This window comes from Nocardia spongicola, assembly GCF_047200775.1.
Taxonomy (GTDB): Bacteria; Actinomycetota; Actinomycetes; order Mycobacteriales; family Mycobacteriaceae; genus Nocardia.
In genome coordinates this window covers 97,702-117,696 of record NZ_JBJZOO010000001.1, presented here as the reverse complement: position 1 = coordinate 117,696, position 19,995 = coordinate 97,702, and the positions used below count along the sequence as shown (strand labels likewise).

The window sequence follows — 19,995 nt, the reverse complement described above, 5'->3', positions numbered from 1 at the left end:
CGGCGACAGGCTACGGCCGGTCACCTACTCGATAGCCGGCACGACACCGGTCGCTGATCGGCTCCGACCGAGCAGATCGATGGGCAGCTCGTCAGCTTTGCGCGGCGCGCACGCCTGCCTCCACCCGATCGCCCAGATTCTTGTCGATGTTCCGCCAGTACTGGAATGCCCGTTCCAGTACTGGCTCGGTGACACCGTCCAGCAGATGGCCGACGATATTGTCGACCAGCCGCCCGCGCGCCGCGTCATCGAGCACATCGCGAACCATGGTTCCCGCCTGCCCCCAGTCGTCGTCGTCCTTGCGGAGGGTGTAGGCCTGGCGCACCATATCGCCATCGGTGTACCAGCCCGCCACCGGCCCGGCGACAGCGGGATCTGCGTGCGGGCCACCCTTCGAGTTCGGTACGTACACCGGGTCGCCCGGGTTGTGGTGTCGCATCGCACCATCCTTACTGTACGAACGGACGGTGGCGGCATGTGCCGTATTAACCGGCAGCTCTTTGTAATTGGCGCCGATGCGATACCGATGGGCGTCAGGATAGGAGAACCATCTGGCCAGCAGCATCTTGTCCGGACTCGGCCCGGTGCCTGGCACCGAACTGCTCGGTTCGAATGCCGCCTGTTCGATCTCGGTGTGATAGTTCGCCGGGTTGCGGTTCAGCGTCATCCGGCCGACCTCGACCAGTGGATAGTCGCTGTGTGGCCACACCTTGGTCAGATCGAAGGGGTTGAACCGATAGGTCTTCGCCTCTTCGAACGGCATGATCTGCATCTTCAGCGTCCAGCTCGGATAGTCGCCACCCGCGATCGCCTCCCACAGATCACGAACGTGGTAATCGGTGTCACGCGCAGCCATCTGATCGGCTTCTTCTTGGGTGAAGAACTCGATACCCTGATCGGTCTTGAAGTGATACTTGACCCAGAACCGTTCCCCGGCGGCATTGATCCACAGATAGGTGTGGCTGGAGTAGCCGTTCATATGCCGCCAGGTGCGCGGGACACCTCGATCACCCATCAGCCAGGTCACCTGATGAGCGGATTCCGGTGACAGCGTCCAGAAGTCCCATTGCATGTCGTGATCACGCAGATTGTTGTCCGCGCGGCGTTTCTGGGAACGGATGAAGTCCTGGAACTTCATCGGATCGCGGACGAAGAAGATCGGGGTGTTGTTGCCGACCATATCGAAATTGCCCTGCTCGGTGTAGAACTTCAGGGCGAATCCCCGCGGATCCCGCCAGGTGTCCGGGCTACCCCGCTCACCGGCTACCGTGGAAAAACGGGCCACCATCTCCGTCTTCTTCCCCGGCTGGAACACCTCGGCCATCGTGTAGGCGCTCACATCCTCAGTGACTTCGAATACGCCGAAAGCCCCGCCACCCTTCGCATGCGGCTGTCGTTCGGGCACCCGTTCCCGATTGAACGCCGCCATCTTCTCGATCAGATAGGCATCGTTCAGCAGAATCGGGCCGTCGGGCCCGACGGTCAGCGAGTGCTCGTCGCTGGGGACCGGAATACCGGCATCATCGGTGGTGTAGTTCGGATCAGACATCTCTCTACTCCTCTCCTACCTCCCGAGTTCCCACTCCTCAAACTACCGTTGACCGGGCCTTTCGGCGAGAAGAGCACAACAGCTGAGAAAGTTGCTCCGGCAATACCCCGGTCATACCGGTACAGCCTGGTATGTGGGGCAGTGTCGGGTTCTTCGACCCGATCGCCGAGAGCCGAAGCCGCCCACGCCGAGACACCAGGCGGGCGAATCGCCGGAAATCAGCATGTTTGTTCGGCAGACTCCTGGGCATGTTGGAGACGGAAGCGCGCGTTTGCCGGGAAAAGCCAACGCGAGTTCGCTGCCGCATAGAGCGGGCATTCAGGCCGGCTCACATCCGAAAGGACCGGTATCTGTCGTGGTTGTGCTTCTCGCTGCGATCGGCTCGGCCTCCCTGGCCGTCATCGCGGCCCATGCCACGCTCGTCGCACGCAGCTTGGCGGAACTCCGAGCCGCGCACCATATCGGCGCACTCCACCATGCCGAGCAGACTGCCACACAACTCACGCGCACAACGGTCTGATTGCCCGCGGAGCATTCCCCCGGACGCCCTTTCCACAGGTCGATATCGCCAGATCCCGGTCAGGTCTGTGATCGGATACGATCATGGCTGTCTCGCGGTCCAGCAAGTGGCCGTCGAGACAGTCGGCGTGCGCTGGTGCCGCCCTATGGTGAACGGAGGCCACGTTGTCGGTGCCTGCCGACGACGGCAGCAGTGGCGGTGCTGCCATCCCTTCTGCAACAACTGCATGCGTAGCGACTGCTCCAATGGCAACCGCACCCATGGGCGGTGGCGTCCATGCAGCATGACGGAGCGAAACAAAACCCTGAGGTGACCGCGAACGGGAACCACCCGTGGGCACCGCCGTCCGTACTGCTGATCGAGGACGACCCCGGCGACGCCCTGCTCGTCGAGGAGCTTGTCGTCGACGGTGCGCCCGGACTGCGGCTGGACTGGGTCAAGTCATTGGCCGAGGCGGGCGATTACCTGGCTGTTTCCCGGCCCGACTGTGTACTGCTGGATCTGCATCTGCCCGATGCCAACGGGCTGGAAGCGCTGGAGCGGATCCGGGCGCACACTGATCAAGTCGCGATCGTCGTGATGACAGGTCTCGACCAAGAGCAGACCGGTTTGGCCGCAGTAGCGGCAGGAGCCCAGGACTACTTGGTCAAAGGCCGGGTTGAGCCCGAATTGTTCGGGCGCGCCGTACGCTACGCGATCCAGCGCAAGCAGGCCGAGCGCACCAGCGCGGCGCTGCAGGCCAGCCATATGCGCGCGCAGGAGAACGCCCGCCTCGAACGCGGTCTGTTGCCGACTCCCCTGCTGCACGACCACACGATCGTCGACATCGTCGCACGGTATCGCCCCGGCCGGGCACACTCCCTGCTCGGCGGGGACTTCTACGATGTCGTTCAGGACACCGACGGTACCGTGCACGCCGTTATCGGTGATGTATCCGGGCACGGACCGGATGCGGCGGCGACCGGCGTGGCACTGCGGTTGGCCTGGCGCACGCTCATCCTCAGTGGAGTCACCGGCACACCGCAGCTGCGGCTGCTCGAACAGGTACTGCTGGCGGAACGTTCCAGCGCACATACCTTCGCCACCGTCACCAGTCTGGTGCTGCTTCCCGGTCAGCGGCGCGCGCAGGTACTCCGGGCCGGGCACCCTGGTATGCTGCGCTGCTCAGCGACCGGGTTGAGCTGGGTCGAGGTTCCCGCCGGGCCCGCGCTCGGCTTCTTGCCCGGTCGTGCCGAATGGCCGGTACACGAGTTGGAGCTACCGCTGGACTGCGGGCTGATGGTCTTCACCGACGGGCTCTTCGAGGGCCGGGTCGGTACGAACCAGCAGCGACTCGGTGAGCAGGGTCTGATGGAGATCGCCCGCGCCGCGTACACCGAACATCCCGAATCGTTCGTCGACGAGCTCATCGGCCGCGTGGAAGCCCTGGCCGACATGACCGGCGGTTTGGACGATGATGTCGCGATTCTGTATCTGGGGTGGAGTCGAGACGGTCTAGGACAGGATGACACGCGATGACAACGACAATCGAGCCTGCGCGGATAAGCGCTCGCTTGACTGCGCAGGCCTGGTTTCAGCTGGTGCTGGCCGCGATGGTGCTGCTGGTACTCCTCGGTGCCGCGGCAGGCACCCAGGTGATCACGCAAACCGACCGGGTCACCGACCGGCTGCTCGATCAGTCTCTCCCCGCTGCGGCCGAGGCCTACCGGTTACAGAGTGCCCTGGTCGATCAGGAAACCGGCCTGCGTGGCTATGCCATTACCGCCGACCCACAGTTCCTGAAACCGTACAACGACGGCACACAGGACGAGGCACAGTCGGCAGCCCGGATGCGGGAGCTGTTGTCCGACCGGCAATCGCTGCTCGACGAACTCGACGCGCTGGAACTGTCCGCACAGCAGTGGCGCAGCGGATACGCCGAACCGCTGATTGCCGTCGTCACCTCGCATACAGCAGCGCTGCACACGATCAATGGCGTCGATCCTGCTGTCGCCGAACGCGGTAAGGCGCTGTTCGATGCGTTGCGCGTCGGCTTCGATACGCAGAACAGCAATCTCGCGGCGGCGATCGAACAGGACAAGGACGAACTCGCGCAGGCACGTACCGTCCGGAACGTGGTACTGGCCGGACTGATCACCACATTTCTGCTCACCGGCGTGCTGCTGACTGTCCTGATCCGGCGGCTGGTCGTCCGGCCGCTGAATGACCTGACGGATGCTTCGCTACGGGTCGCGAGCGGCGACTTCGACCATCACATCGATGCGCACGGCCCAGCCGACCTCACGGCAGTCTCGAATGCGGTCGAAAGCATGCGCAGGCGCATCGTCACCGAACTCGCTACCTCCCGCACTACCGAAGCAGTACTTGCCGCGCAGAAGACCGATCTGGACCTGCAAGCCGAGGAGCTGCGTCGTTCCAACAGCGAGCTGGAACAGTTCGCCTACGTCGCCTCGCACGACCTCCAGGAACCGTTGCGCAAGGTGGCCTCGTTCTGTCAGCTGCTGGAAAAGCGATACAGCGATCAGCTCGACGAGCGCGGCAAGCAGTACATCGACTTCGCCGTCGACGGCGCCAAACGGATGCAAGTGCTGATCAACGACCTGCTCACCTTTTCCCGGGTCGGCCGGATCAGCGATCGCAACGAACCCGTTCGCCTCGACCAGTCCCTTGACAAGGCACTGACCAATCTCTCCTCCTCGATCGAGGACACCGGCACGCAGATCAAACGCCCGGACGAACTACCGGAGATACTCGGTGATCCGACCCTGCTGACCATGCTCTGGCAGAACTTGATCGCCAACGCCATCAAGTTCCGCCGACCGAGTGCGGCGCCGGAACTCACCATCACCTGCGCACCGACCGACGACACCGAGAGCTGGCTGCTGTCGGTATCCGATAACGGCATCGGGATCGCGCCCGAGTTCGCCGAGAAGGTCTTCGTCATCTTCCAACGGCTACACACTCGCGACGAATACAGCGGAACCGGTATCGGGCTGGCCATCTGCAAGAAGATCGTGGAGTACCACGGTGGCCGGATCTGGATCGACACCGACTACACCACTGGCACTCGTTTCTGTTTCACCGTGCGCACCACCGAATCCGCCACCACTCCCCGTGCCGCTGACGCCGCATCTCTCGCAGGAGCCACCGTATGACCACCCCAAGCAGACCCATCGATATCCTGCTCGTCGAAGACGATCCCGGCGACGAGCTGATGACGCGTGAGGCCTTCGAGGACAACAAGATCGGCAATACGCTGCACGTCACCAGAGACGGGGAAGAAGCACTCGATTTCCTCTACCGGCAAGGCACGCACGCGAACGCACCGCGACCCGATCTCATCCTGCTCGATCTCAACCTGCCCAAATACGACGGTAGGCAGGTGCTGGAGAAGATCAAGGCCGACCCCGACCTCTCCCATATTCCGGTGGTGGTCCTGACCACTTCGGCGGCAGAAGAGGACATCCTGCGCAGCTACCGATTGCATGCGAACGCGTATGTCACCAAACCGGTCGATCTCGATCAGTTCGTCGCCGCGATCAAGCAGATCGATGATTTTTTCGTCCAGGTCGTCCGGCTACCGCGTCAGCAGCCGTAATGAGCACGGTTCCGCCGCGGTGCGGCCGGGCCCGGCCGCACCGCGCTGAGTCCCCGGAGGCACAGCCTCGCGCTCAGGCCAGCTTCCGCAGCAGTTCATCGGCCACACCTGCCGAAGAAGCCGGATTCTGGCCCGTGATCAGGGTGCGGTCCACCACCACATTCGGTGTCCACGGATCGGCCTCGCGGAAATCGGCACCGATCCCGACCAAGCGATCCTGCAACAGCCATTTGGCCTTATCCGCTAAACCAGCCTGCGTTTCTTCGGCATTGGTGAAACCGGTCAGGGTATAGCCGGCGAAAGCGTTGGTTCCGTCGTCTGTGTTCGCGGCAAGCAGTGCTGCCGGAGCATGGCATACCACGGCCAGGGGTTTGCCTGAGGCAAGGACGGCGGTGAGCAGTCGTCCGGAGGTGCTATCGACCGCGAGGTCTTCCATCGGTCCGTGCCCGCCCGGGTAGAACACCGCCACGTAATCAGCCGGATCCACCCCGGCCAATTCGATGGGGTTGTTCAGTTCGGCGCTCGTGGCGATCACCTGTGCCCGGTACTCTGCAGTTTCCTGACCACCGTTGACCTCCGCGGCGAGGCTCCCCTTGTCCACACTCGGTACCACGCCACCCGGGGTGGCGACCACGATCTCATACCCAGCGGCCTTCAATTTCTCGAAAGGCACCACGAACTCTTCGGCCCAGAAGCCGGTCGGATGCTTGCTCCCATCGGCCAATGTCCAGTAATCGACACCGGTCATCACGAAAAGGATTTTCGACATGGTCTGTCACCTCCATCATCCGGAACCTGCCCGCAGGTTCGATCATCGATTCATATCGCGCCGATCCCAGCATTCCCTCCGCGGCTGAGCTGCTCCCGCGCCGGAAGGCACGGCGGCTATAGAGCGGCAAGCATCTAACCATTTTCACCCCGGCCTCCCTCATCCGAGTACCCCGGTGGCCTATTGTCCAGAGAGTTCGATCTTCCCGGAGAGCATCGGTTGCGTTCGTTCCCTCGGTACGAAGGAGAGTTCGTCGATGAACCGTTCTTGGATTACGCGGAGCGCCGTCGCAGGCGCCGGGGCCGCAATGCTTGTCGCTGCCGCGGCCGCTCCCGCGTGTGCCCATGTCACCGTATCCGCTCCGAATGCCTCTCGCGGTGGCTCGGCAGTGTTGGTCTATCGGGTGCCGAACGAATCGGCAACGGACAGCCCCACGGTGGAGTTCCGAGTGCGGATTCCCGGGGTGACCACCGCCGATACCGAGGCGATGCCGGGTTGGACGGCAGCGGTGCGCAAGAACACGGATGACGACGCCCTCTACATCACCTGGACCGCGGATCCGGGTAGCGGGATCGCCCCCGGGCAATTCGGTCAGTTCGCAGTACTCGCCAACGGACTGCCCGATACCGGGAATATCGTCATGCCCGCGGTCCAGACCTACGAGGACGGCCAGGTCGTACGGTGGGAACAGGAGCCGGAGTCCGGAGAAGAGGAACTCGCATTCCCGGCGCCGGTACTGACCCTGATGACCAAGCAATCCGATGGCACCGCCGATCACGGTGATATCCGGTCCGCGACCGCGGAAGATTCCGCCGACGACACCGCCGCCCGATGGCTGGGCGGTATCGGCGTCGCGCTCGGGGCCGTCGCTCTGATCACCGCGATCGGCTTCGGGGTCCGCCGCAGGCCCTGACCCTCAGCGCTACCAGTGATCGATAACGGCACGACAGCGGCCCACTGTGCCGACGCTTCGGCGGATCCGGCAATCGCACCGGCTCCGCCGAACGAGGCAGGCGGGCCATACTGTATCTGTGACAAATACGGGACAGCGCGAGCAGGACATCGAGCGTACGGTACTCGGCGACTGCCCCAACATCGGCAGTTTTCGGTTCTGGTTCACCGATCAGCGGTGGGAATGGTCAGCGGATACCGCCGCGATGCACGGATACTCCCCCGAGGAGGTCGAGCCATCCACTGAACTGCTGCTGAACCATCAGCATCCGGACGACCGTGACGATGTCGCCGCGACGCTCGCCGACGCCATCGAGAACGGCACGCCGTTCTGCAGCCGCCACCGGGTCATCGACACCTCGGGCGATACGCACCAAGTGATCGTGATCGGTGAACAGCTGCTCGACGAACACGACGTAGTGATCGGCACCACCGGCTACTACATCGATGTCACCGAAACACTCGAGGACCACCATCAGGAAGCCCTCGACGACCTGCTGCCCGACCTGATCGACGCTCGGGCCGTGATCGAACAGGCCAAAGGCATCGTCATGTTCGTGTACGGAATCAATGCCGATCAGGCGTTCCGGGTGCTGCGCTGGCGCTCGCAGGAAACCAACACCAAGATCCGCGTCCTGGCCGAACAACTCGTCGCCGATATCGTCGCGATGGGTGGGGCGGCGACCCAGCAACGCACCAGGTTCGACCATATTCTGCTGACCGTCCACCACCGGGTGACCGCCACCGACTGACCACGAAATCCGGTCGCCTGCCCCTCCGGAAGAGCACTCGCCGGTAGACCCGTCAGGAACGCATCCAGTTCGCCACGTAACGGTCCCGGCCTGGGAGTACTGGCGATGTTACGTTGACTTCTTCTCCCGCCTGAACGCGGTAGATTCCCGAGTCACGCATACGATGCGTTGTCTCCGCCGTGAACGACGGAGTCTGCACGCTACGAATCTTGCTCACTCATTCACTCATTCGTGGAGGAACATTGACGAGTTCGTTCAACCGAAGGGGATTTCTGAGCAGCGCGGCCGCTTCCGCAACAGCCGCCGCGACGGTCTCGGCCGGGGCAGCTCCCGGCAAGGCACGCGCGGATACCGATCCGAACAAGCCCAACATCCTGGTGATCGTCGTGGATGAGATGCGCGCGCCGATGTGGTTTCCCGATCAGGCCACCTTGGACAGTGTGTTGCCGAATGTCGCCAGGATTCGCCGCGGGAGTGTGTCACTGGACAACCACTACACCGCGGCCAACGACTGCACCGCCGCTCGCGGCTGCCTGCTGACCGGCCTGTACTCCCATCAGACCGGGGTCATGATCGTCTCCGGTTCGACCTTGTCGCCGAAGTTCCCCACCTGGGGATCGATGCTGCGCGAGCACGGCTACGACACCACCTGGTGGGGTAAATGGCATCTCGGCAGCTATCCGGACCGCACGCCGGGCGCACTGGAGGCCTACGGCTTCCACGGCGGCACCTATCCCTCCCCCAACGGCGCGCCGGGGCAAGGGCTGCAAGCCGATCCGAAGATCGCCGACCAGTTCGTCGACTGGTTCCACAATGCCTCGGGGAACGCGCCGTGGTGCACCACCGTCTCGCTGGTCAATCCGCACGATATCCAGTGGTGGCCGCGCTGGACCCGCCGCGACCAGTACAACACCGATATCCCACGCTGGATGAACGAGCTGCCACCGAACTTCGAATCACTGGAACAGTTGTCGCGGAAACCGCGGCTGCAGATGGCGCTGGTCGAGGTCTCGATCGCGGCGTTCGGGCTCGCCCCCTACGGCACTCCTGAGGCCATGCAGGCCTGGATCGAGATGCGCAACCTGTATCTGTGGCTGCAACAGCAAGTCGACATCCAGATCGGGCGCGTGCTCGACACCTTGTACTCCCAGCCCGAGGTCGCGGCCAACACCGTCATCATCTTCACCTCCGATCACGGCGACTACGCCGGCTCGCACGGCCTGCACGGCAAGGGCGGCGGCGCCTACGACGAGGCCATCCGTGTACCGTTCTATGTGCACGATCCGCGCGGCTATCTCAGTCCGGTCGATGGCACAAGTACTCGCAGCCAGCTCACCTCCAGCGTTGATCTCACTCCGCTGTTGCTCACCATCGGCACCGGTGGCAACGGCTGGCGCGGTGACGGCCGCTATGAACACCTCCGCGGGCGCTACGACCTCGCCGAACTGTGCCGTAACTCCGGCGCCGCGGGCAGACCGTGGGTCGCGCACACCACCGATGAAGCCTCGATCGAAGAAGCAGCCATGCTGTTCAACCAGAACGCGCCAGGCCATGTGGCGATGGTGCGCACCGCCGAGGCGAAATTCACGTCCTATTCGCACTGGGTGAAAAACCAGATCCGGATCGATGCGGCCCAGCCGCAGGAGTTCGAACTCTACGATTACAGCACCGACGGCGGCCGGCTGGAGCTCGATAATCAGAACGAGACCGGTAATCCGTTGCGCGGCACAATGGAACCGCTGCTGGACAATGTCATTCGGAACGAGATCCAGCAGCCGCTGCCACCCTATCTGAAGGCCGCTCAGGAAGAAGGGATCAGCGACTACTTCGCGGCGCGATCCGATCTGCTGGCCCAAGCGGAACGTTTCGGCCAGGATTTCGTGCCACGACCGGGCTGAGCCGATATCCCAGGCCCCAGTGATGGAGAAGCCTTCCACGCCACATCACGAAGCGTGGCCGCAGCACTGATACCCGGCGCCCGGCCATACGCTCACAGTAGGCCGAGCGCTTTCAGGTCGGTGGCGTACTTTTCGATGAGTTCTCGGGATATCCGTGGAATATCCTGGTCGACACCGATTTTCGCAGCCCGGACCGCCGAGCGGAATTTCTCCGTCGGAAGCACGGAGCCGCGCACTGCGGGGAGCGGATGGCGGAAGCCATGCAGTAAAGGCAGCAAGGATGCTCGGCGTTGCTCGAGGGGTAGCGCCCGCAGTGCGGTCTCGAAACGAGCGAACCACTGGTCGTAATCGGTGATTCGTTCGATCTGATACCCCGCGGCGATCAGCCAGTCGACGAACTCGTCGAGGGAGCGGCCGTCGTCGTGTGGGTTGAGCACGTCGAAACTCTGGTAGCTCGCGGACTTCGTCGAGTTCGCCGCGGCGGCGCCAACGGTGGTGATCGCCGCCGCGGTGAAATCGACGGGCAGGCCGTCGTAGTGGGCGCGCACCCGGTTACCATCGGCGTCGGTGGGATAGAAAGAGAACGGCGCGATTCCGGTGGCGAGCAGGCTCAGCAGCAACCGGGTGAACATATCCGGCACATTGAGCTGACCGGTGTAACGGCTGTCAGCGAGAATCATGTCCGAACGGAACACCGCTACTGGCAGCCCACACAGCTCATTTGCCTCGCGCAACAGCACCTCGCCTGCCCATTTGCTGTTTCCGTAGCCATTGGCATAACTGTCGTCTATGGCGCGCACCGGGCTGATCTCACGAATATCCCCGTCTTCGGTGAAAACGCTCGGATCAACTCCTGCGGCCACCCCGACGGTCGACAAATAGACGAACGGCTTCAGCCGGGTGGTAACGGCCAGCCGGATCAGCTCCGCGGTGCCGACCACATTCGGCCCGAACAGCTGCCGATACGGCAGGACATGATTGACCAATGCCGCCGGATGCACGATCATATCCACGCGCTCGGCCAGCCGATCCCATACCGCCTCGTCCAGTCCGAGCTCCTGCTCCTCGATATCGCCGGATATCACCTCGAGGTGCTCAGCGGCCAGCTTCTGGAATCGCTGGATCAGCATGGGGTCGCCACTGTCGAAAACGGCCGCGAGCCGCTGCCGCGCTACGGTCGCGTCGGTGCCCCGGATCAGGCAGATGAGCGTCCCACCGGTCTCATGCAGCCGCTGTAACCACTCCAGGCACAAGAAGCGGCCGAGATAACCGTTCGCCCCGGTGAGCAGTACCGTCCGTGCGGTAGTAGCGCTCGGCAGCGTAGGTGCCGCGGCGAGGAGGGATGCGTCGAGGAACTTGTCCAGGGTGAGATCAGTGGCACGGATCTGTGCGCTGTCGTCGTGCACGGCGGTGAATGTCGCCCGCTGTCTACCCGACGTACGTTCGGCCGCAATGTAATCCGCCACATCACGCAGATTGTTCGCCGGGCTGATCAGCACCGAGACCGGGACCTCGACATCGAAGAGCTCGTGCAGCAGATTCGATAATGACAGCGCCGAAAGGGAATCACCACCGAGATCGGTGAAATGTACCTCGGGGCGCAGCTCGGTACCTGGGTGCCCGAGCAGGGAGGTGGCGGCCCGGCTCACCGTCTCCAGTACCGGCCGATCGGCCGCGATACGGTGCAAATGGCGTAGCTCGTTCACCTGCTCGGCCGCCAGTTCGGCATACAGCTGTTGCAGGCGCGGCTCATAACGCTCTTTGAGTTTGGGCCGCAGTAATTTGCCGATGCCGCTCAACAATCCATTGCCGGTGCTGAACGGCTCCGTCTCGATCAGGAAGTCGCGCGGGATCTCATAGGGACGCAGGCCTGCCTCCTCGGCCAGCTGGTGCAGCGACTCGCTCAGCGCTGCTTTCACTTCGGTGGAAGTTCTACCGGCCCACGCGGCGGCGGTGGGTACGATCACGGCGAGTAGATAGGCGCGCTCGCTGCTGCCGTAGACGAAGATCTGCCGGACCAGTGGGCTGGTCGCGTACATGGCCTCCAGCTGGGCGACCGCGACGAACTCGCCTTGGGAGAGCTTCAGCACGTTATTGCGCCGATCGACATAGACCAGCCGATCCGGTTCGAGTTCAGCGACGATATCGCCGGTGCGATAGAAACCGTCCGGATCGAAGACCTCGGCGGTGGCCTCGGGTCGCTTGTAGTAGCCGGGAAAAATCCTGGTGCTCTTCACCAGCAGCTCACCACGTGGATGCGGCCGATCGGTCCGGAAGTAACCCAGTTCGGGGACATCGACGAGCTTGTAGTCGAGCACCGGTGGTCGCTTCAACTGGTTGTCGACCATAATTCCCCCGCCCGCCTCGGTAGAACCGTAACCATCATGGAGCTCCAGCTCGAGCACCGACTCCATGAAGGACTTCATCTCCGCCGACAATGGAGCGCTGCCGCACAACACGGTGGCACAACGCCCGCCGAGGAAATGTTCGCGCAGTTCGGTTCGCACATCCGTTTCCAGCGTGACCTGATCCACCCCCGGCCCGCTACGCCGGCTCATCTCGCTCTGGAAACGTTGAAAGACCATATCGCACACCCGTGGAACAAGGAGCAGTTCGGTCGGCCGGACCAGCGCGATATCCTCGAAAAGCGTCGACATATCGCTTTTCGCCGCTAAATACATGGTGCCGCCGCGGGCGAGCGCACTGGTCAACGACATCCGACCGGCGATATGACTCATCGGCAAGTAGCCGAGACAAATCGCGGGAACCTCCGGCTGATTCAGCCATTCCACGAGACCCGACTGCCAACCCGCGGTAACCAATCGCTCGGGGTGCATCGCTCCCTTGGGCTTTCCCGTGCTTCCCGAGGTGTAGATCAGCAATGCCAGGGGGTCCTCGTCCGGCTCGGCGATATACAGCGGGGCAGGCGGCAGCCCGCTGCCCCGCGCGAGTAGTTCGTCGAATGTTTCGACGAGCACCGGGCTGCCCGCGGCGGCCAGGCGTTCCCTCGCCGCGTCGAACGCTGCGCGTTGATCGTCGTCATCAGGGTGATAGTCGAAGACCAGCAGCCGCCGTACGGGAACGGACAGGACACACTCCACAGCCGCGTCGAGCAGCTCGGGCGTGGCTGCGAGCAGCTGCGGTGTTGTCTCGGCGACGATCGCGTTCAGCTGCGCACGCGGAGCACTGGATTGCAGCGGAACCGACACCAACCCCAACGAAGCACACGCCAGATCGAGAGTGACGTAATCACTGCTGATAAAGCCGAGCATGGCTACGAAATCGCCAGTGCGCAGCGGATTATCCGCAGCACCGTGCCATGCTGCCGCCACTGTGCGTACCCGCTCCCACAACTGGCCGTAGGTGATGGTGTGATACTTCGGCAGCGGCGTCAGGCGGGCACGGCCGGTCTTTTCGTCGATACGCAGCTCGGTCGCACGTTGCCCGAGAGCAGGACGATCGGCATAGCCGATCATAGCCGTCTCGATGACCTGCGCCAGTCGCAAATCCGGTTGGTGGATCTGCTCGACAATTTCCGCGCGCGGCGCGGCTTTGCGGATGTCGTCGTATTCCGCGTATAATTCCGCAATACGGTCCACGAGATGCTCGGTCCGTGTCTCCGTCTGCACAGCAGGCCTCCTTGCTGCGAAAATTCGCCTCTTGCCGATACCTCCATTTGTTCGAGCACTGCAGAAAAATAGGCGCGAAAAATATCTAGGGCACTGAGTGCTCAATACACATCTTATACATCGAATTTTTCGCACCGGCTGCTATCACCAGAGAGGGCGGGCGATAGCAGCATTCCGTGATCAGAGAATGGCTTCGATCCATCCGCCCGATCTTCCCGGCCTACCCGCTGTACCGGCTACCGCTCAGGAATCCTCGACGATCGACAACGCCTGAGTCGGGCAATAGCGAACTGCGCGCTGTACATCGGCTCGCACCTCTGGATCACCAGCAGCGGGAAGAACCTCGGCCTGACCGTGCTTGGGCACGTGGAAAGCGGCAGGCGCCTCGTCCTGGCACACCGCATGCCCTTGGCACAGATCCGCATCGACCAGTATTTTCATTGCCTGCTCCCGTATTACTCATGGGATACGTACTCCATATCGGATGGTGCCTATCGAATATCGGATGCGGCAGCGTCCGCAGCCGGACGCACCGGCGCCTCCGGCTGTACCTCGACCAGGGTCAGATGCGCCCCCCGCGGCGTCGATACCACCGCGACCACAGCGGCGGCCAAATCGCTCGGCCGCAACAAATTCGAATGCCTGGCGAATCCCCAGACCTTCCAGTCCGCCAACATCGGACCGATGCTCTCTGGTGTGGCGTTCATGCCCATCCCGGTCAGTGTCGGGCCTGGCCGGACCAGCGAGGTACGAATACCGGTGCCCTCCAATGCCATCCGCATATCCGCTGCCATCGCCTCCAGACCCGCCTTGGCGGCGCTGTAAGCGCCGGTATGCGGGCGGGGCGCCGGGGCACAGTCCGAACTGATCAGCACGATATCGCCACGCTGCCTGCGCAACATACCGGGCAGCACCCGGTGCGCGAGACGATGCGCACCGAGCAGATGGACCTGCACCTGCTGCAGAAATCGTTCCGGATCCATTGTGTGCACCTGGCCGAACTCGATATCCCCCGCACTGGACACCACGATCTCGGTGGGGCCTATGGCATCCTCCGCGGCGGCGACGAATTCCTCGATCGAATCCGGTTCGGTGACATCGAGCCGGTGTGCGAATGCCTCGCCACCATCGGCGCGGATCTTGTCCGCCAACTCGGCACACTGCTCGATACGACGCGCGCCGAGCGCGACCGGCCTGCCGAGTTCGGCCAGCGCCACCGCAGTGGCCGCACCGATCCCGGAGGACGCACCGGATACGATCGCGGGCCTACGGTCCGGATGCGGAGCGAATATGGACATCAGCTGTTCTCCACGGTGATGAGTAGTCGCGCGAAGCCGCGCACATTCGTCGAATGCACCCGTTCGATACCGTCGGGCACGATGTCGTAGGAAGGGACGCGGGAGACGAACTCACCCAACGCCACACCGGCCTCCAGCCGCGCCAGATGCGCTCCGAGGCAGAAATGCACACCGGCGCCGAAGCTCGCGAGCCCGGCGGTGCCCGCCCGATCGATACAGAAGCTATCGGCATCGGCGAATACCGCCGGATCGCGGTTGGCCGAGCCGATCAGCAAGAGCACCTTCGATCCCGCCGGGATCATTCCCCCGTGGTACGCCAGATCCGCTGTCGCCGTGCGTGCCACCATCTGGCTCGAGGTGTCATACCGCAGTGTCTCCTCCACCCAGCTGGAAACCAGCCCAGGATCGGCACGGACCTTCGCGTATTCCCCCGGATCACCCGCGGCCCAGTACAGCGCGTTGCCCAGCAGCTTGGTTGTGGTCTCGTTCCCGGCGACCACCATCAAGAACAGGAATCCGATGATCTCCTCATCCGTCAGGCGGTCCCCGTCGACATCGGCTTCCACCAGCGCCGAGGTCAAATCCTCCCGTCCGGCCCGCCTGCGCTCTGCCACCATCTCGGCGTAATAGCCGAGCAGCTGGATCGACGCCCGCACCGCGGCAGGCGGGACATCGAGCACCCCGTCCTCACGGTGTACCACCAGATCGGCCAATCCGCGGATTTCCGCGCGGTCGGCCGCGGGTACCCCGATCAATTCGGAGATCACATCCATCGGCAAGGTACCCGCGACCTGTTCGATCCAGTCGAATACTCCCCTATCGAGCGCAGGCTCCAGATACGACAGGGTCAGCTCCCTGATCCGGCTCTCCAGCTGCGCCACCCGCTTCGGGGTGAACCCCTTGAACACCAACCGCCGCAACCGCGCGTGTTGCGGATCATCCATCGCCAGAAATGACATCACCCGGTGCGCGTGCCTGCCCCAGGCCGCCGGATCCAGTGACACGCCATTCGCACTCGACAGCCGAGCGCTGTCGCGGAACCCTCCGGTCACATCCGCATACCGCGACAGCGCCCAGAACCCCCTCTCGGGGTTGTGGTACAGCGGCGCCTCCTCCCGTAGGCGCCGATACGTCGGATACGGGTCCTCATGGAATCCGTAGTCATACGGATCGAACAACACCGGCTGCACCGCGGCTGTCATCGGCCTCACTCCAGGTTCGATAACAAGTTCTCAACAGAAGCAAGCCCATCGGCCACTCCGAGAGACAGATAGCTGGACATGTGTCCGGACAGTACCAGGGCCACCTCTGCTCGACAATCCCCCAGCAGGTGGTAAGCAACAAAATCCACATGACGGACCACAGCGACAAGAGAGGGGTGACAGCACGTCACCCTGGTCGAATTTCCGGCAATCATGACAGAATTGAAACCTGTTATTGCGGCAATGCCTCGTGTGGGACTATATTCCGAACACCTGTCCAGACATCAGCCGCCGGATCGGAGGGCGCTATGCGCAGCCTGCTGTCCACCGGGGTATCCCGCTTGCTCATCGACGGCAAGCTGGTCGAGGGCGCAGACGGAGTCTTCGCGACGGTGAACCCCGCGACCGAGGATGTCCTCGGCTACGCCGCGAATGCGAACGCGGCCGATCTCGAAGCGGCGGTCGAGGCCGCGCGCACCGCATTCGATCGGACCGGCTGGTCACGTGAGCCCACCTTCCGCGCCCGTTGCCTCGAGCAGCTACGCACCGCCCTGCAGGCACATATCGAGGAGTTGCGCGCGCTGACCATCGCCGAGGTCGGCGCACCAGCCATGCTCACCAGTGGCCCGCAACTGGAAGGCCCGATCGCCGACCTCGGTTATGCGGCCGGACTCGCCGAGACCTACCACTGGGAAACCGATCTCGGCATCGCCGAGCCGATGGGTATCAAGACACACCGAGTGCTACGCCGGGAACCGATCGGGGTCGTCGGGGCGATCACCCCTTGGAATTTCCCGCACCAGATCAACTTGGCGAAACTGGGTTCCGCCCTCGCGGCGGGAAACACTGTCGTCCTCAAACCTGCCCCGGACACCCCATGGTGCGCCGCCGCGGTCGCCGCGATCATCGCCGAAGAGACCGATATCCCCGCAGGCGTGGTGAACATCGTGACCTCTGCCGACCATGAACTCGGCGCGCTACTCACCACGGACCAACGGGTCGACATGATCAGCTTCACCGGCTCCACAACCACCGGCCGCTCCGTACTGACCGGAGCCGCCACCAACCTGAAGAAAGCGTTTCTGGAACTGGGCGGTAAATCGGCGTTCATCGTGCTCGACGACGCCGATATCGCCGCGGCCTGCTCGGTGGCAGCGTTCTCGGTATGTGTGCACGCCGGACAGGGCTGCGCGCTCACCACCCGGCTACTGGTCCCACGCGCCGCCTATGACCAGGCCGTACAGGCCACCGCGGCCACCATGGGCACGATCGTGCCGGGTGACCCCACCGATCCGCGTACCGTCTGCGGGCCGCTCATCTCCCAGCGGCAACGCGCCAGAGTCGAACGCTACCTCGATATCGCCCGTACCGAAGGCGGCCGGATCGTCATCGGCGGTGGCAGGCCCGCCGAGCACGAACGCGGGTTCTTCGTGGAACCGACCTTGATCGCGGATATCGCCGATACCGCGACCGTCGCTCGGGAGGAGATCTTCGGCCCGGTACTGGTGATCATCCCGTACGACAGCGACGACGACGCCGTCCGCATTGCCAACGATTCCCCCTATGGCCTCTCCGGCGCGGTATGGGGAACCGATACCGACCGCATCCGGCGCGTCACCGACGGGGTACGTACCGGGACCCTCAGCGTCAACGGCGGTGTCTGGTACTGCGCCGATGCCCCATTCGGCGGCTACAAACAATCCGGCATCGGCCGTGAGATGGGTGTCCTCGGATTCGAGGAATATCTCGAAACCAAACTCGTCGCCACCGCCGGATAACACAGAGGAGCTGAACTGTATGGCTCGCTTCACCGGAAGATCCGCCATCGTCACCGGCGCCGCCAGAGGCATCGGCGCGGCCTATGCGCAGGCGCTGGCCGCCGAAGGCGCCGCCGTCGTCGTCGCGGACAAGAACGCCGAAGGCGGTACCGCGGTCGTCGAGAAGATCATCGCCGACGGCGGTAGCGCGGTATTCGGTCAGGTCGACGTATCCGATCCCGAATCCGCCACCGCACTGGCCGATTTCGCCGCCGCCGAATTCGGCGGTATCGACCACCTGGTCAACAACGCCGCGATCTACGGCGAGATGAAGATGAACTTGCTGCTGACCGTACCGTGGGACTACTACAAGAAGTTCATGAGCGTGAACATGGATGGTGCGCTGACCATGACCCGCGCCGTCTGGCCGCATATGTCCGAGCGCGGGCGCGGATCCATCGTCAACCAATCGTCCACCGCCGCATGGCTGTATTCCAGCTTCTATGGGCTGGCCAAGGTCGGTGTCAACGGCCTGACCCAGCAGCTGGCCTTCGAGCTCGGCGCCTCCGGTATCCGCGTCAACGCCATCGCACCCGGACCGATCGATACCGAGGCCACCAAGTCCGTCACGCCAGGCGTCATCATCGACGGCATCGTCGAACGCCTGCCGCTCAAACGCATGGGCACACCGGACGATCTCGTCGGGGCCTGCCTGTATCTGCTGTCGGACGAGGCGAGCTGGGTCACCGGGCAGATATTCAATATCGATGGCGGACAGATCATCCGGTCATGAACGAGCGGATCGGTTTCCTCGGCCTCGGCGCCATGGGTGCGCCGATGGCCGAACGCCTGCGGCAATGGCCCGGCGGGCTCACGGTATGCGATATCCGGACCGAGGTAGTCGAACCGTTCCGTAGCTCCGGAGCCGCCGCGGTCGCCTCCGGAGCCGCATTGGCCGAACACGCCACGATCATCTCGGTCGCCGTCGTGCACGATGAACAGGTTCGCGAAGTGATCACCGGACCGGACGGACTGCTCCGGAGCGCCGCGCCGGGAACCGTGATCGCCGTACACTCGACGATCAGCGACCGAACTGCCGTCGAACTCGCGGCAATCTGCGGCAGATACGGTGTGGATCTGGTGGACGCGCCGGTCAGCGGTGGCGCGCCCGGCGCGAAACGCGGTGCGCTCGCGGTCATGATCGGCGGAAGTACGGCGGCGTTCGAGCGGGTGCGCGCACCCTTCGGCTGCTTTGCCGATCTGATCGTGCACGCCGGGGCTGTCGGTGCGGGAACGCGCATGAAGCTGGCACGCAACCTGGTGCACTTCGTCTCCTTCGCCGCTGCTGCCGAGGCCCAGCGCCTCGCCGAGGCCGCAGGCCTCGACATCACCACTCTCGGGAAGGTGGTACGGCATTCCGACGCGGTCACCGGCGGCCCAGGCGCCATCATGCTGCGCGACCACACCGCACCGATCGAAGACGGGGATTTCTGGCTGCCGATCCTGCGGCACGTACGTGATCTCGGCGAAAAGGATCTCGGCCTCGCCATGGCACTCGGCAAACGTCTCGACATCCCGCTGCCACTGACCGAACTCGCCCTCGACCGGCTCGGCCCTGGGCTCGGTGTCGGGCCTGGCACACCCCCGCAGCGGAAAGGTAGCCCTCATGAGCGACACCGATGATGCAGGCACCGTACGGCAGCGCGGCTTGGCCAAGATGGCCGAGGTATACGGCACGGAATTCCAGGACTACCCCGGCGCCCACTTCGCCGTCACCGCCGATCATCTCTTCGCCGACATCTGGTCGCGGCCCGGGCTCACCATCCGCGACCGCAGGCTACTGCTGCTCGGTGCGCTCACCGCACAGGGCGCCATCGATACGGCGGGTATCCAGATCGGGGCGGCGTTGCGCAACAGCGAGCTCACCGAGGACCAGCTGCACGAGATCGCGGTGTTCCTGTGCCACTACGTGGGGTGGCCGAACGGCACCAAACTCGACTTGCTGGTCGGCACGATCGTGGCCCAGCAGAAGAAGGCCGCACGCACCAAGTCCGCTCCCACCGAGCAGTGAA

Annotated in this window: 17 protein-coding genes; 11 read left to right on the top strand and 6 right to left on the bottom strand. The window is 63.7% G+C overall.

What is annotated here, in order from left to right:
• Positions 1-91 precede the first annotated feature (91 nt).
• Positions 92-1,549 carry a catalase gene (locus ACL02S_RS00530; RefSeq protein WP_412800228.1) on the bottom strand — a complete coding sequence of 486 codons (1,458 nt, stop codon included), beginning with the start codon at positions 1,547-1,549 and terminating at the stop codon, positions 92-94.
• Positions 1,550-1,904: 355 nt separating this feature from the next.
• Here ACL02S_RS00530 and ACL02S_RS00525 point away from each other — a divergent pair, with 355 nt between their 5' ends.
• From ACL02S_RS00525 to ACL02S_RS00510, 4 genes are all read left to right on the top strand, one after another.
• Positions 1,905-2,069 carry a hypothetical protein gene (locus tag ACL02S_RS00525; RefSeq protein ID WP_412800227.1) on the top strand — a complete coding sequence of 55 codons (165 nt, stop codon included), beginning with the start codon at positions 1,905-1,907 and terminating at the stop codon, positions 2,067-2,069.
• Between the two features lie 309 nt (positions 2,070-2,378).
• Entirely contained in the window at positions 2,379-3,587 is a 1,209-nt protein-coding gene (locus ACL02S_RS00520) for a PP2C family protein-serine/threonine phosphatase (protein ID WP_412800226.1), read from the top strand.
• Entirely contained in the window at positions 3,584-5,224 is a 1,641-nt protein-coding gene (locus tag ACL02S_RS00515) for a sensor histidine kinase (RefSeq protein WP_412800225.1), read from the top strand. Before ACL02S_RS00520 ends, ACL02S_RS00515 begins: the two co-directional genes overlap by 4 nt.
• Positions 5,221-5,667: a response regulator gene (locus tag ACL02S_RS00510; RefSeq protein ID WP_412800224.1), complete on the top strand. Its 447-nt coding sequence runs from the start codon at positions 5,221-5,223 to the stop codon at positions 5,665-5,667. Before ACL02S_RS00515 ends, ACL02S_RS00510 begins: the two co-directional genes overlap by 4 nt.
• Before the next feature lie 73 nt (positions 5,668-5,740).
• On the opposite strand, the gene ACL02S_RS00505 is transcribed toward ACL02S_RS00510, so the two are convergent.
• The gene (locus tag ACL02S_RS00505) at positions 5,741-6,436 is read right to left on the bottom strand and encodes a type 1 glutamine amidotransferase domain-containing protein (RefSeq protein ID WP_412800223.1); all 696 of its coding nucleotides are present in this window, start codon (positions 6,434-6,436) and stop codon (positions 5,741-5,743) included.
• Between the two features lie 256 nt (positions 6,437-6,692).
• Between ACL02S_RS00505 and ACL02S_RS00500 the strand changes: the two genes are divergently transcribed.
• The 3 genes from ACL02S_RS00500 (at position 6,693) to ACL02S_RS00490 (ending at position 10,037) form a co-directional block, all read left to right on the top strand.
• Positions 6,693-7,349: a YcnI family protein gene (locus tag ACL02S_RS00500; RefSeq protein WP_412800222.1), complete on the top strand. Its 657-nt coding sequence runs from the start codon at positions 6,693-6,695 to the stop codon at positions 7,347-7,349.
• A gap of 118 nt (positions 7,350-7,467) precedes the next feature.
• Positions 7,468-8,139, top strand: coding sequence for a PAS and ANTAR domain-containing protein (locus tag ACL02S_RS00495; RefSeq protein WP_412800221.1), 672 nt, complete (start codon positions 7,468-7,470; stop codon positions 8,137-8,139).
• Between the two features lie 242 nt (positions 8,140-8,381).
• The gene (locus ACL02S_RS00490) at positions 8,382-10,037 is read left to right on the top strand and encodes a sulfatase-like hydrolase/transferase (RefSeq protein ID WP_412800220.1); all 1,656 of its coding nucleotides are present in this window, start codon (positions 8,382-8,384) and stop codon (positions 10,035-10,037) included.
• Between the two features lie 92 nt (positions 10,038-10,129).
• Here the strand turns inward: ACL02S_RS00490 and car are convergent, their stop codons facing one another.
• From car to ACL02S_RS00470, 4 genes are all read right to left on the bottom strand, one after another.
• The gene (gene car / locus ACL02S_RS00485) at positions 10,130-13,666 is read right to left on the bottom strand and encodes a carboxylic acid reductase (protein WP_412800219.1); all 3,537 of its coding nucleotides are present in this window, start codon (positions 13,664-13,666) and stop codon (positions 10,130-10,132) included.
• A 243-nt stretch (positions 13,667-13,909) separates the two neighbouring features.
• Complete coding sequence (locus ACL02S_RS00480; RefSeq protein ID WP_412800218.1) at positions 13,910-14,107, bottom strand: ferredoxin; 198 nt, start codon at positions 14,105-14,107, stop codon at positions 13,910-13,912.
• A 50-nt stretch (positions 14,108-14,157) separates the two neighbouring features.
• Complete coding sequence (locus tag ACL02S_RS00475) at positions 14,158-14,964, bottom strand: SDR family oxidoreductase (protein WP_412800217.1); 807 nt, start codon at positions 14,962-14,964, stop codon at positions 14,158-14,160.
• Positions 14,964-16,166, bottom strand: a complete 1,203-nt coding sequence (locus ACL02S_RS00470; protein WP_412800216.1) for a cytochrome P450 — start codon at positions 16,164-16,166, stop codon at positions 14,964-14,966. The genes ACL02S_RS00475 and ACL02S_RS00470 overlap by 1 nt, the downstream gene beginning before the upstream one ends.
• Before the next feature lie 308 nt (positions 16,167-16,474).
• Here ACL02S_RS00470 and ACL02S_RS00465 point away from each other — a divergent pair, with 308 nt between their 5' ends.
• From ACL02S_RS00465 to ACL02S_RS00450, 4 genes are read left to right on the top strand one after another with little or no spacing between them, the layout of a single operon-like run.
• The gene (locus tag ACL02S_RS00465) at positions 16,475-17,944 is read left to right on the top strand and encodes an aldehyde dehydrogenase (RefSeq protein WP_412800215.1); all 1,470 of its coding nucleotides are present in this window, start codon (positions 16,475-16,477) and stop codon (positions 17,942-17,944) included.
• Between the two features lie 19 nt (positions 17,945-17,963).
• Positions 17,964-18,716: an SDR family oxidoreductase gene (locus ACL02S_RS00460; protein ID WP_412800214.1), complete on the top strand. Its 753-nt coding sequence runs from the start codon at positions 17,964-17,966 to the stop codon at positions 18,714-18,716.
• Positions 18,713-19,606, top strand: coding sequence for an NAD(P)-dependent oxidoreductase (locus ACL02S_RS00455; RefSeq protein ID WP_412800213.1), 894 nt, complete (start codon positions 18,713-18,715; stop codon positions 19,604-19,606). Before ACL02S_RS00460 ends, ACL02S_RS00455 begins: the two co-directional genes overlap by 4 nt.
• A complete protein-coding gene (locus tag ACL02S_RS00450) occupies positions 19,590-19,994 on the top strand; it encodes a carboxymuconolactone decarboxylase family protein (protein ID WP_412800212.1) in 405 nt (134 codons plus the stop codon). Before ACL02S_RS00455 ends, ACL02S_RS00450 begins: the two co-directional genes overlap by 17 nt.
• Position 19,995: the final 1 nt, after the last annotated feature.